Source organism: Brevundimonas sp. NPDC092305 (assembly GCF_044755415.1).
In the GTDB taxonomy this organism is placed as follows: domain Bacteria; phylum Pseudomonadota; class Alphaproteobacteria; order Caulobacterales; family Caulobacteraceae; genus Brevundimonas.
The window spans coordinates 185,737-198,132 of the sequence record NZ_JBIVQY010000001.1 but is presented as its reverse complement, the minus strand read 5'-3'; the positions used below and the strand labels follow the sequence as shown (position 1 = coordinate 198,132).

The window sequence follows — 12,396 nt, the reverse complement described above, 5'->3', positions numbered from 1 at the left end:
CTGACATTCAGGCCGCTTTCAGCACCTCGCCACGGGCTTCGCGGGCGGCGTTTATGCGGGCTTCGGCGATGGCGTCAGCGATCTCGTGGGTCGGGCGCTTTTCAGCGACCGAGCGGTCGAGAACCTCCTCCAACGTCTCCATGAGGCGCGACAGCTTGGTCTCGACCCATGCCGAGTCATAGGCGCCGCCAGTCTGGCGGGCGCGCATCTCGGACGCGACGTTGATAATGCCGCCGCCGTTGACGACGTAGTCCGGCGCGTACAGCACGCCGCGTTCGAACAGGGCCTGACCGATATCGGCCGTGGCCAGCTGGTTGTTGGCGGCGCCGACGACGGCCTTGGCCGTGATGCGATCCAGCGTTTGCGGGTTCAGCGTCGCACCAAGCGCGCACGGGGCGTAGATGTCGGCCTTGACGTCATAGATGGCGTCCGGCGCCACGATCTCGGCATTGGTGCGGGCGGCGACCTCGGACAGCAGGGCGGTATTGACGTCCGTCATCACCAGCTTCGCGCCGGCGGCGTGCAGCTTGTCGGCCAGATAGCCGCCGACGTGACCGATGCCCTGCAGGGCGATGGTCAGGCCGGTCAGGTCGTCCTGCTTCCACAGGCGGCGGGCAACGGTCAGGGTGGAGCGGTAAACCCCCTCGGCAGTCACCGGCGACGGGTCGCCCGAAGCTTCAGGGCCGTCGTTCAGGCCAAGCACATAGGGGGTGACCTTGCGGGCTTCGGCGATGTCGGAAACCGACACCCCTACGTCCTCTGCGGCGTAGTAGACCCCGCCCAGCGTATCGACGGCGCGGCCGAAGGCGCGGAACAGTTCCGGCGTCTTCCCGGCGCGGCTGTCGCCGATGATGACCGACTTGCCCCCGCCCATTTCCAGGTCAGCGACGGCGTTCTTGTAGCTCATGCCCTTCGACAGGCGCAGCACGTCCTCCAGCGCTTCGGCGGCGGAGGCATAGTTCCACATACGCGTGCCGCCGCAGGCCGGGCCGCGGGCGGTCGAGTGAACAGCGATAATCGCACGCAGGCCGGTCTTTTCATCAAAGACGGCGTGAACGCCTTCGTGGTTCGCGAATGACGGCGAATCGAACAGCGTCATGCTCATGATCGTCTACTCCCGGGGTAATTTATTGTTGCCGGCCAGATACGCCCCGCGCCTTAGCATCGCAAGCATGGCGGTTTGATGATCGCTGACGGTTTTTCAGTCGCCGGCGGGCAGGCGTCAGGCGCGCGCCTTACGCTTGGCGCGGCACAGGTCGCACCATTCCCGGTTCTCATAGCGACGGTCCGGCCGCCAGCGATGGCGGCAGCGGATTTGTCGGACAATCCTGGCGAGCAGACTGAACACGGGCGGTCTCCTGCCCGGGGAAAAGCTGCGCGTCAATTTCAATCCGCAGCTTTTTCGTCGCCCAGCGCCGGCAGGACCGGTCCTGCCCCGGACGGCAGGGGCGCGGCGGAATCGCGCACCCAGGCGAGCGCGTCCCGATAGATGACCTCGGCCTGCAGGTCGCGGTTCAGGATGTGCCAGCCGTTCGGGTAATAGGCCGTGCGGAATCCGGGCCGATCGCCTGCCCGCTCCAGCGCCAGCCGCATCGGCCGCTTCTGCACCACATTGTCACGACCGCCATACATCAGGAGCGTCGGCGCGCGGACCTGACCCAGCTTGACCGTCGCGCTCTCCATCAGATCAACCAGTCCGTACAGGGCATCGAAGCGCGGCGCGATGATGCTCGCCGGGTCGCGGCCGGTCCGGTAGAGCTCGACCATGTTGTCCGAGGCCAGCCGTTCGCGGACGATCCACGACGGCGGCTCGATCGTCTTGTCCCCCATCAGCCCGGCGGCGAGACGCAGGCTGTAGCGGTTCAGCGGGTCCTGACTGGACCAGCCCCAGACCGCCGGCCCCATCAGGATCACACCATCAGCGTCGGGCGGATCGTCGGAGGCGAACGCCGAGATGGCGACGGCGCCGCCCATGCTTTCGCCGGCAACAAATAGCGGAACGCCCGGATGCGCCGCACGCGCCAGACGAACGGCGACGCGCAGATCCTGCGTCATGCGCGCCTCTCCGGGCCAGACGCCCTTGCCGGGCGCCTCGCCGAATCCGCGCTCGTCATAGGCCCAGGTCTCGACCCCCTGCTCGGCCCACCAGGCGCCGGCGAGGCGGAAGGAGGCGCGACTGTCGTTGACGCCGTGCAAGGCGAGGATGACGGCGGTCGGAGGCTGGCCTGAGGTCGGGGCCCAGCGCGCCAGAGGCAGGCGAGCCCCGTCGTCCATGATCAGGGCGTCGCCCTCGACAGCAGGACCTGCGAAGCCTGGTGGCGGCGTCATGGGCGACTGCACCAACGGCGTGGCGCAAGCGGCCAAGGCTGTGGCGGCGGCGAGCGCGGCTGTCCGGAGGGCGCTTCGGATCATGGGGCGAGAATGCCCGAGACCCGCTCGCGAAGATACGGGACGACGTCGGCCTCGAACCACGGATTCCTGCGAAGCCACGCGGTGTTGCGCCATGACGGATGCGGAAGGGGCAGGATGGCCGGGGCGTACTCACGCCATGCCCGGACGGTCTCGGTCATATTCGCCTTCGCCTGCTCGCCCAATGCCCAGACCTGCGCATAGCCGCCGACCAGCAGCGTCAGTTCGACATCGGGCAGCTCGGCTAAAAGCTGCGGACGCCAGAGCTCGGCGCACCTTCGGGGCGGCGGGTAGTCGCCTCCCTTGGGAGCTGTGCCCGGATAGCAGAAGGCCTGCGCGGCCACGCCGAGGCGGTGATCGGCGTAGAAGGTCTCATAGTCGACGCCGAGCCACTGGCGCAGACGATCGCCGGACGGATCGGTGAACGGCAACCCGCTTTCATGCACGCGACGGCCCGGCGCCTGTCCGCAGATCAGTAGCCGGGTCTCTGGAAAGACCCGCACGACTGGACGCGGCGTATGCGGCAGATGGCCAAGGCAGGCCCGGCAGGCGCGGATGTCGGCGAGGACCGCATCCAGACCGGTCGCGTCAGGCGAAGTCGCCATCGTCCTCAACAGCGGGCGGCAGCGCCGCCAGCGCGGCGGCAGTCTCGGCATCGGTCGGAAGCCTGAGACGGATCACGCCCTTGACCGCGTTGGGATCAACGGCCTTGCCCTTCTTGGTGATGGTCAGCCGACCCTGACGCATCAGCCCAACAGCCACGGCCTTCACCTTGGGCAACATGCGCTGCCATTGTTCGGGCTGCAGCTCCTTGGCCACGTCGGACGGTTCAATGCTCTTGCCGCCGACGTTCTTCGGGTCTGCCTTCGCCAGTTTTTCGAAAATGGCGGCTTCGATGGGATCGCTCATCGCGCCTATATGCTGCATTGCGAGAGCGATAAGAAGGCGCCCGGCTCAAGTCGCCTGGCGCGCAGTAGCCCACGAGGATGTCATGGTCGCCAAAATCACCGTCGCCGAGGGCGAGTTCGCCGGCTGGCAGACCTACGACCTGCACGGCACCTTCGATCAGGTGGTGGGCCCCTTCTATTTCAAACCCGACCCTGATGGCCGGATGCGCTGCGCCTTCCGCGCCGAGCCGAAGCATATGAACGCGGGCCATCGCATGCACGGCGGCTGCCTGATGACCTTCGCCGACATCGCCATGTTCCAGACGGCCTATCAGGAGATGGAGGGGGCGTCGGGCGTGACGGTCCAGCTGGATTCCACCTTCGTCGACGGCGCCTATGTGGGCGAACTGGTCGAGGCGACCGGTCAGGTGATCCGGGCGGGCAAGAGCCTGATCTTCGTGCGTGGCCAGATCCAGACCGGCGAGCGCATCCTGATGACCTTCTCGGGCGTCATCAGAAAGTTCGAGCCGCGCTGATCAGAGACGGTCGTCGATAATGCCCTGAAGCACGCCGCCCATACGCTCGGCCATGACTTCGCACTGGTCGTTCGAAAAGCCGAAGCCACCGGTTACCTCGCGGCTCACAGCCATACCCATGATGAAGGCGGCGGCCATCCGCGCGCTGACGGCGCCGTCAGCACCACCGACCCAGGCCGCGAAAGGGCCGTAGAACCTTTTACTGGCGCTGCGCTGGACGATTTCCATGGCTTTTGTGGAGGAGATCGATCGCAGCAGGATCAGCAGGCCCTTGAGCTTGGTTTCGCTCTTGCGCTCGAAGATCACTTCGCGGGCGACCCGTTGTCCGAAGGTCGATCGATCGCCCCCCATCAATGCGCCGCCGTTGTCGCAGCTTTCGAGAACGGTCTCGAACAGCTCTTCCTTCGAACCGAAATAGCGGGAGACCAGCGCCGCATCGACGCCGACATCGCGGGCGATGTCGCGCATGCCCACGTCGTCGTAGCTTTCGCGCGAAAACCGCTCAAGCGAAGCCGTCAGAATGGCCGCCCGGGTGGCTTCAGCGTTACGCGGTCGCGGCGCGACGGGACAAAACAATATGTGATCTCCGAATAATCCCTAAAATCCATATGGCTTTGTCAACGGTCGTTGACAAGCGGCTTGGCGATCACCATTAAGTCACCGGGCGTTGACTACCGGCTTCCTCCCCGTTCGCCATGGTCGACAGAGACAGGGATTTTCTCCCGATACGGAGACTGGTGGCCATGCGCACCGTTAAACTTGTGGCCGCGTCCGCGCTGATCGCGGCCGCGCTCTATGGCTGTTCCCCCAAGAGCGAGGCGCAAACGCCTCCGGCTCCGCAGGTGACGGTGGCGACCCCGCTGGTCCGGCAGGTGCAGGACTGGGATGAGTTCACCGGCCGGTTCGAGGCGGTCTCGACCGTCGACGTCCGGGCCCGTGTGGGCGGTTACGTCTCCGGCGTGCACTTCCGCGACGGCGACTATGTTCAGCGCGGCCAGCTGCTGTTCACCCTCGACCCGCGCCCGGCGCAGGCGGCGCTGGCCTCGGCCCGCGCCCAGCTGTCTCAGGCTCAGGCCCAGCTGACGCTCGCCCAGACAGAACTGGATCGGGCCCAGACGTTGCTGGCTTCGCAAGCTGTGTCGCAGGCCGAGTTCGACACGCGTCAGGGCGCGCTACGCACGGCGCAGGCCAATATCGCCGCCGCCAACGCCAACGTCCGCGCCCGTCAGCTGGACGTGGAGTTCACCCGCGTCGTCGCCCCCATCTCGGGCCGCGTGTCGGACCGCCGGGTCGATCCGGGCAATCTGGTGGGCGGCGGTTCGTCGGCTGCCGACGTGCTGACCACCATCGTCTCCAGCGCCCCGATCTACTTCGTCTTCGACGGCTCCGAAGCCGTGCTGCTGAAGTACCAGCGTCAGGCCCGTCAGGGCGCGGCGCCGATCCAGGTCCGCCTGCAGGACGAGTCGACCTACAGTCGCTCCGGCACGCTGAACTTCACCGACAACGCGGTCGACACGGCCTCGGGCGTCATCCGCCTTCGGGCAGCGATCCCCAACGCCGACGGCTTCCTGAAGCCCGGCATGTTCGGTCAGGCCCGTCTGGCCGGCGCCGGCAACTATCAGGCGATGCTGGTGCCCGACGCCGCGATCGCAACCGATCAGGCCCGCCGCGTGGTGCAGGTCGTCAACGCCGACGGCACGGTCACCTCCAAGCCGGTCCAGACCGGGCCTCTGGTCGACGGCCTGCGGGTCATCCGTTCCGGCCTCGCCGCGAACGACCGGGTCATCATCGCCGGCGGCCAGCGCATCCAGGCGCCCGGCATGAAGGTGCAGGCGCGCAACGGCCGCATCCAGCCGACAGCCGCCGCGCAGCAGGCCTCCGCTCCCGTGACCCAGGCCGCTCCGGCCTCGAGCGCCACCTTCGCCGTGGGCGACTGATCCTATGAACATCTCCCGCTTCTTTATCGACCGGCCGATCTTCGCGGCCGTGATCTCGGTGTTCATCACCCTGATCGGGATCTTCGCCTATCCGCTGCTGCCGCTCTCGCAGTATCCGGAGATCGCGCCGCCCACGATCAGCATCAACACCGCCTATCCGGGCGCCTCGGCCGAAACCATGGCCGAGACCGTGGCGGCTCCGATCGAGCAGGAGGTCAACGGCGTCGAGGGGATGCTGTACCTGTCCTCGTCCTCGACCTCGGACGGCACAGTGGCGATCACCGTGACCTTCCAGCCCGGCACCGATCTGGATGCCGCGCAGGTGTTGGTCCAAAACCGCGTGGCGCTGGCCGAGCCCCGCCTGCCTGAACAGGTCCGTCAGATCGGCGTGACCGTGAACAAGCAGGAATCCGGCTTCCTGATGATTCTGGGACTGACCTCCCCGAACAGCGCGCTGGATAACGACTACATCGGCAACTACGCCCAGTCCGTGCTGCGCGACAGACTGCTGCGCATCGAGGGAGTCGGCGCCGTGCAGGTGTTCGGCGGCGGCAACTATTCGATGCGGGTCTGGATCGACCCGGCCAAGGCCGCCGAGCGCGGCCTGACCGGAACCGACATCGTCGCCGCCCTGCGCGCCCAGAACGTGCAGGCCGCGGCCGGCGCCATCGGCCAGCCGCCCTTCCCTACCAACGCCTCCGCCTTCCAGCTGCCGGTGCAGGTGCAGGGCCGTCTGAGCGATCCGAACGAGTTCGCCAACATCGTCATCAAGAGCGATGCTGAAGGCCGCGTGACCCGCGTCCGCGACGTGGCGCGCGTCGAACTGGGCGCACAGGACTACGGCATCAACGGCTATTTCGACGGCCAGCGCGGCGTCGGCATCGCCATCATCCAGCAACCGGGCGCCAACGCGCTGGCCACGGCCGAGCGGGTGCTGGATGAAGTCGAGGCGATCAAGGCCGAACTGCCGCAGGGCATGTCGGTGCAGAACGCCTACAACCCGACGGAATTCGTCGCGGCGTCGGTCGAGTCCGTGCAGCACACCCTGTTCGAGGCCGTCATCCTCGTGGTCATCGTGGTGCTGGTCTTCCTGCAGACCTGGCGTGCGGCGCTGATTCCCATCGTGGCCATTCCGGTGGCTCTGGTGGCGACCTTCGCGGTGCAACTGGCGCTCGGGTTCTCGATCAACTCCCTGAGCCTGTTCGCCCTCGTTCTGGCCGTCGGCATCGTCGTCGACGACGCCATCGTCGTGGTCGAGAACGTGGAGCGTTACATCCGCGAAGGGCTGACGCCCAAGGAGGCGGCCTATCGTTCGATGCAGGAGGTGTCCGGCGCCCTGATCGCCATCGGTCTGGTGCTGGTCTCGGTGTTCCTCCCGACCGCCTTCGTGCCGGGTATTCCTGGGATCTTCTATCGCGAGTTCGCGGTGGTGATCTCGACCGCGGCCGTCGTCTCGCTGCTGGTCTCGCTGACGCTGTCGCCGGCGATGGCCGCGCTGCTGCTGAAGCCGCACAAGGAGCATGACACGCATCGCAAGCCCGGCCTGTGGGGCTCGGTCGTCTATTATGTCGGCTTCGGCGGACGGAAGTTCAACGAAGGCTTCGACTGGCTGTCGGACAAATACGGTCGCCTGACCGCGCGTCTGGTGCGGATGGTCGCGGTCGTGCTGGTCGTCTACGTCGGCATGCTGGCGCTGACCGGCTGGCGTCTGATGGACACGCCTTCGGGCTTCATTCCGGAGCAGGACCAAGGCTTCCTGATCGGCGTCGTGCAGCTGCCCCCGGGCGCCTCGCTCGAGCGCACCGAGGCCGTGATGAAGCGCGCGTCGGAGACGATCAAGAACACCGAGGGCGTCGAGGGCATGGTCGCCTTCGCCGGTCTGGACGGCACCAGCTTCTCGTTCGGTTCCAACGCCGCGACCATCTTCGTCCGTCTGGACGCCTTCGACGATCGCAAGAGCGCCGAGCAGAGCGCCGCGGCTCTGGCCGGCGCGATCACCGGGGCGACAGCGGGCATCGAGGAAGCCAACATCTTCGTCATCGCCCCGCCCGCGGTTCAGGGTCTGGGCAACGGCAACGGCTTCCAGCTGATGGTTCAGGACACCGGCGGCGCAGGCTATCGCGCGCTGGAAGGCGCCACCTTCGCCATGATGGGCGCAGCCGCCCAGGCGCCGACGCAGGTGCAGCAGGTCTTCTCGACCTACAACACCGGCTCGCCTCGCATCGCCGCCGACGTCGATCGCGACAAGGCGCTGATGATGGGGGTCCAGCCGTCCGACGTGTTCAACACGTTGGGGGTCTATCTGGGCTCGTCCTACGTCAACGACTTCAACTATCTGGGACGGACCTTCCGGGTGACGGCGCAGGCGGAGCCGACGGCGCGCGACGACATCGCCGACATCGCCAACCTGCAGACCCGCTCGGCCTCCGGCGCCATGGTGCCGATCGGCTCGGTCGCCAACCTGCGTGAGGACTCCGGTCCAGCGCGGATCGTCCGCTACAACCTGTTCCCGGCCGCCGAGCTTCAGGGATCGGCCGCCATGGGCGTCTCGTCCGGGCAGGCGATCCAGACCATGGAGCAGATGGCCCAACAAACCCTGCCGCCCGGCTTCTCCTATGAGTGGACCGGTCTGGCGTTGCAGGAAAAGGAAGCGGCCGGCGGCGCGATCGGGGTATTCGCCCTGGCGGTGGTCTTCGTCTTCCTGGTGCTGGCGGCCCAGTACGAAGCCTTCACCCTGCCTCTCGCGGTCGTGCTCATCGTGCCGATGTGCATTCTCGCGGCGATGATCGGGGTCAACATCCGAGGTCTGGACAACAACATCCTGGTCCAGATCGGGCTTGTGGTGCTGATCGCGCTGGCGGCCAAAAACGCCATCCTGATCGTCGAGTTCGCCAAGCAGAACGAGGACGAGGGACTGAACCGCTGGGATGCGGCGGTGCAGGCCGCACGGACCCGCCTGCGTCCGATCCTGATGACCTCGTTCGCCTTCATCTTCGGCGTCGTGCCGCTGATGCTGGCCACGGGTCCGGGCGCCGAGATGCGTCAGTCGCTGGGCACGGCCGTGTTCTCGGGCATGCTGGGGGTTACCCTGTTCGGCCTGATCTTCACGCCGGTCTTCTACGTCGCCATGCGCTGGGTTGCGTCGAAGATGCCCAAGGAGCCGCAGAAAGAGCGGACCATCCCCACCACGGGCGGCCTGCCGCCGCATGAAGCCGAAGCGGCCGGTACGGCCCGCTCGGGAGACGCCTGATGACTGTTAGACCCCACCTCCGGTTCCTGACCGCGACCGCCGGCGCTGCGCTTTTGCTCGCCTCGTGCGCGGTCGGGCCGAAGGCGCCCGATGCGACCCTTCCCCCCTCCGCGTCGGGCGCCTTCATCGGCTCGCAGTCGGCCGCCGTGTCTCCGGATACGGCGCGCGACGACTGGTGGCGGCTGTACGCCGATCCGACGCTGGACGGACTGGTCCAGCAGGCGCTGACCAACAACAACGAACTGGAGGCCGCGGCCGCCAACCTGCGCCGCGTCCGCGCCGCTCTGGGCGAAGCGCGCGTCGGCCGGTTCCCCGGCACGACGACAAGCGCGGGCTATCAATACGGCCGTCCCTCGGCTGCGACCGTGCCCGGCCTTCCCGCCGGCACGACGGCGGACGAGGGTGAGACCTATGACGTCGGTCTCGACGTCTCCTACGAGGTCGATCTGTTCGGCCGCGTGGAGTCGACCATCCGCGCCGCCCGCGCCGATGCTGACGCCGCCGCCGCCGCGCTGGACATCGTCCGTGTCACGGTCGCCGCCGAGACCGCCCGCGCCTATGCTGACGCCTGTTCGGCCAACGCCCAGATCGCGGTCGCACAGCGTACGATCGAGCTGCAGTCCAACACCGTCGATCTGACCCAGCGCCTGCTCGACGCCGGCGCCGGCAACGGGCTCGACACCTCGCGCGCCCGCGCCGCGCTGGAAACCACCCGCGCCAGCCTGCCGCCGCTGAACGCCCAGCGGGACGGCGCGCTGTTCCGGCTGGCCACCCTGACCGGCGTGACCCCGGCCGAGGCCAGCGACGCCGCGCGTCAGTGCCAACGCCCGCCACAGCTGACCCAGCCGATCCCGGTCGGGGACGGCGCCGCGCTTCTGGCCCGCCGCCCGGACGTGCGTCAGGCCGAGCGCAACCTCGCCGGCGCCGCCGCCCGCGTGAACGTGGCCACGGCTGATCTCTTCCCGCGCATCAGCCTAGGCGGATCCGTCGGCTCGACCGCGCTGGACGCCGGCGACCTCGGCGATGATTCGTCGTTCCGCTTCAGCGTGGGTCCGCTGATCAGCTGGTCCTTCCCGAACGTCTTCGCCGCGCGGTCCCGCATCGAGCAGGCCAGCGCCAGCTCGGACGCCGCGCTCGCGACGTTCGACCAGACGGTTCTGGTGGCGTTGCAGGAGACCGAGACCGCCCTGTCCAACTACGCCAACGAACTGGACCGTCGCTCGGCTCTGCAGTCGGCGAGGGATCAGGCGGCGAACGCGGCCCGCCTGTCGCGACTGCGCTTCGATGCGGGCGCGGACAGCTTCCTGACTGTGCTGGACGCGGAGCGGACACTCGCTTCGGCTGACGCCCAGTTGGCGGCGTCGGATGCGCTAGTGACCACCTACCAGATCGCCCTGTTCAAGGCTCTGGCGGGCGGCTGGAGCGAAGCCGTCTGATCAGGATCGGAAGGCCAGTCGCCAGCCGATCCGTCCTTCGGCTCCCGTAATGCGGCCCGTGCAGCGCACGACGGTCGCATAGGGCCCGACGGGGGTCCGGTAGGCCGGTGCGTCGGGCTCGACAGCGCGACAAGTCAGACCGACCGCGGTGAACCTCTCGACCTCGCCACCGGCGAAGCGGATGCCGTCCGGCCCTGCCTGCGCGCCGTAGGAGAAGGTCGCGAACTCCAGATCGACGTCCGCGCCGGTCTGACCGGCCGCCAGGGTGATCACGTCCGAGCGCTCGACGGACTTGGTGCGAAGTTCGAACCGCGTGCTGGCCGCGGCGCGGGCGTCCCGACGCGGCGCGTTCTCGCCCATCAGGTCCATCTCGTCCTGCCGGTACTCGACGACCACGCCATCGGCCTGTTCGTCGACGCGCACGTCCCGGAACCAGCTCAGCGGCTGCAAAACCGCGCCGTCCGCCAGTGTCAGCCGGGGGACCAACTGCGGGAAGGTCGCGTCCGCCGATCCCGAAAGCACCCCCGGTGAGAAGGGCGCCGGGTAATAGGGGTTGTTCATATGCTGCCCCGGCCCGCCGTTGATCAGGGGCAGGCCAACCAGGCGATCTCCGTCTCGCCATGTCACCAGCAGACGATCGAACTCGCCGCGTGAGAACCATGTCACCGTCGAACGGGGCAGACCGCCGAGCCAGTGCGCAAAGCCCGCATCGGGCGCCTGATCCTGATAGCCCGCCCGGTTCCACAGGGCGTTGGTGTAGTAGAGCTGGTGCGACAGGCTGAGGTTCTCGCCAAGGATCCGGTGCTTGCCGCGATAGGCGTCGGTCTTGCGGCCATGATCCCACAGGTTGACCGAGCCCGTTCCGCTATCCAGCCAGAAGTCCGCGTATCGAGCCGTGATGCGCGACGAGAAGGCGTAGGCCATCCGCTCTTCCTCGTCGGTCAGGATGTCCAGCGCCGCCGCGGCGGTCAGCACCTCGAGGAAGGCGGTCTCGCCATAGGTCCCGATGCTGCGGCCATACTCGAAGCCCTCGCCGCGCAGGTTGAAGCGCGGCAGCAGCAGATCGACCGACCGACGCAGCCATGTCCGCACTTCCGGCGGCGGCTCCACGCCCGTCTCGATGAAGCGTTGGGCGATCTCGCCGATCAGAAGGACGCTGTAGCGATCGAAGCGCCCTTCCCCGTCGGTCTCGTCAGCGAAGCCATACTCGCCAGAATAGCGCCGGAAATGATCCAGCGTCCGCGCCAGCAGGGCCTCACTGCCCGAAGCGTCTTCCCACCCGAGCAGGAACCGCAACCGCGCGATGCTGAAGGCCACCCCGTAGTAGTTGTTGGGCAGGTTGATCAGAGTCAGGTCGTCCTGCCGCACGAACCCCCGCCAGTCGAGCCGCTCCCGCAGGCGCGCCAGCGTGGGCGCCGACACCGCCTGATCGAGCAGGCCTGCGTCGTGAAGCTGATGCAGGGCGGAGACGTAGTAGTAGATGCCCCAGGTCTCGTTTTCGTCCTCAAGCGTCAGGTCGGCGAGCCGGCGGAAGCCTGCCAGATAGCGCTCGCGCCGAGGGTCGCCCTCGGGGGCGGACAGGATGGCGTGGGCCAGACCGATGGCGATCTTGCCGGGCAGGAATTTGTCGTTCGCCTCGAAGACCCGGACGCCGTCCAGTTCCATCTCGCGTCCGTCGACGATGAGCCGGTCCAGCAGGGCGTCCATCTGGGGCGTGACCCGATTGGCCAAGGTCGCGTTCATGGCGGGGGCTGTCTGGTAGATCGCACCGCGTTCGGCCTGCGCCGAGGCGACCCCCGCAGTCGCCAGAGACAGGGCCGCCGCACAGAGCGTCGCGGAACGGATCATGCGGAAGCTCCCGGGAAAGGCGGGCGACCGGATCGAGGACCCGGCCGCCGACAGTTGGCTGTTCTGGAGAGAACAAAGCCCGGCGACCGTATC

General features: G+C 67.6%; 10 protein-coding genes. 4 read left to right on the top strand and 6 right to left on the bottom strand.

The window, feature by feature from the left end; translation table 11 throughout:
- Positions 1 to 7 precede the first annotated feature (7 nt).
- From ACIQC9_RS00845 to ACIQC9_RS00830, 4 genes are all read right to left on the bottom strand, one after another.
- Positions 8 to 1,099, bottom strand: coding sequence for a Glu/Leu/Phe/Val dehydrogenase (locus ACIQC9_RS00845; protein WP_400615318.1), 1,092 nt, complete (start codon positions 1,097 to 1,099; stop codon positions 8 to 10).
- A 287-nt stretch (positions 1,100 to 1,386) separates the two neighbouring features.
- Complete coding sequence (locus ACIQC9_RS00840; protein WP_400611707.1) at positions 1,387 to 2,412, bottom strand: alpha/beta fold hydrolase; 1,026 nt, start codon at positions 2,410 to 2,412, stop codon at positions 1,387 to 1,389.
- Positions 2,409 to 3,014, bottom strand: coding sequence for a uracil-DNA glycosylase family protein (locus ACIQC9_RS00835; protein WP_400611705.1), 606 nt, complete (start codon positions 3,012 to 3,014; stop codon positions 2,409 to 2,411). The genes ACIQC9_RS00840 and ACIQC9_RS00835 overlap by 4 nt, the downstream gene beginning before the upstream one ends.
- Positions 2,998 to 3,318 (bottom strand): DUF3253 domain-containing protein, encoded by a 321-nt coding sequence (locus ACIQC9_RS00830; RefSeq protein WP_400611703.1) that lies wholly within the window; start codon positions 3,316 to 3,318, stop codon positions 2,998 to 3,000. The genes ACIQC9_RS00835 and ACIQC9_RS00830 overlap by 17 nt, the downstream gene beginning before the upstream one ends.
- 82 nt (positions 3,319 to 3,400) lie before the next feature.
- Here ACIQC9_RS00830 and ACIQC9_RS00825 point away from each other — a divergent pair, with 82 nt between their 5' ends.
- Positions 3,401 to 3,832 carry a PaaI family thioesterase gene (locus ACIQC9_RS00825; RefSeq protein ID WP_400611701.1) on the top strand — a complete coding sequence of 144 codons (432 nt, stop codon included), beginning with the start codon at positions 3,401 to 3,403 and terminating at the stop codon, positions 3,830 to 3,832.
- Here ACIQC9_RS00825 and ACIQC9_RS00820 read toward each other — a convergent pair whose 3' ends face one another.
- Entirely contained in the window at positions 3,833 to 4,408 is a 576-nt protein-coding gene (locus tag ACIQC9_RS00820; RefSeq protein WP_400611699.1) for a TetR/AcrR family transcriptional regulator, read from the bottom strand.
- A 167-nt stretch (positions 4,409 to 4,575) separates the two neighbouring features.
- Here ACIQC9_RS00820 and ACIQC9_RS00815 point away from each other — a divergent pair, with 167 nt between their 5' ends.
- The 3 genes from ACIQC9_RS00815 to ACIQC9_RS00805 are packed head-to-tail and all read left to right on the top strand — an operon-like array spanning position 4,576 to position 10,455.
- Entirely contained in the window at positions 4,576 to 5,769 is a 1,194-nt protein-coding gene (locus ACIQC9_RS00815) for an efflux RND transporter periplasmic adaptor subunit (RefSeq protein WP_400611697.1), read from the top strand.
- Between the two features lie 4 nt (positions 5,770 to 5,773).
- Positions 5,774 to 9,019: an efflux RND transporter permease subunit gene (locus ACIQC9_RS00810; protein ID WP_400611695.1), complete on the top strand. Its 3,246-nt coding sequence runs from the start codon at positions 5,774 to 5,776 to the stop codon at positions 9,017 to 9,019.
- Positions 9,019 to 10,455 carry an efflux transporter outer membrane subunit gene (locus ACIQC9_RS00805; RefSeq protein ID WP_400611693.1) on the top strand — a complete coding sequence of 479 codons (1,437 nt, stop codon included), beginning with the start codon at positions 9,019 to 9,021 and terminating at the stop codon, positions 10,453 to 10,455. Before ACIQC9_RS00810 ends, ACIQC9_RS00805 begins: the two co-directional genes overlap by 1 nt.
- Here the strand turns inward: ACIQC9_RS00805 and ACIQC9_RS00800 are convergent, their stop codons facing one another.
- Complete coding sequence (locus ACIQC9_RS00800) at positions 10,456 to 12,303, bottom strand: hypothetical protein (protein WP_400611691.1); 1,848 nt, start codon at positions 12,301 to 12,303, stop codon at positions 10,456 to 10,458.
- Positions 12,304 to 12,396: the final 93 nt, after the last annotated feature.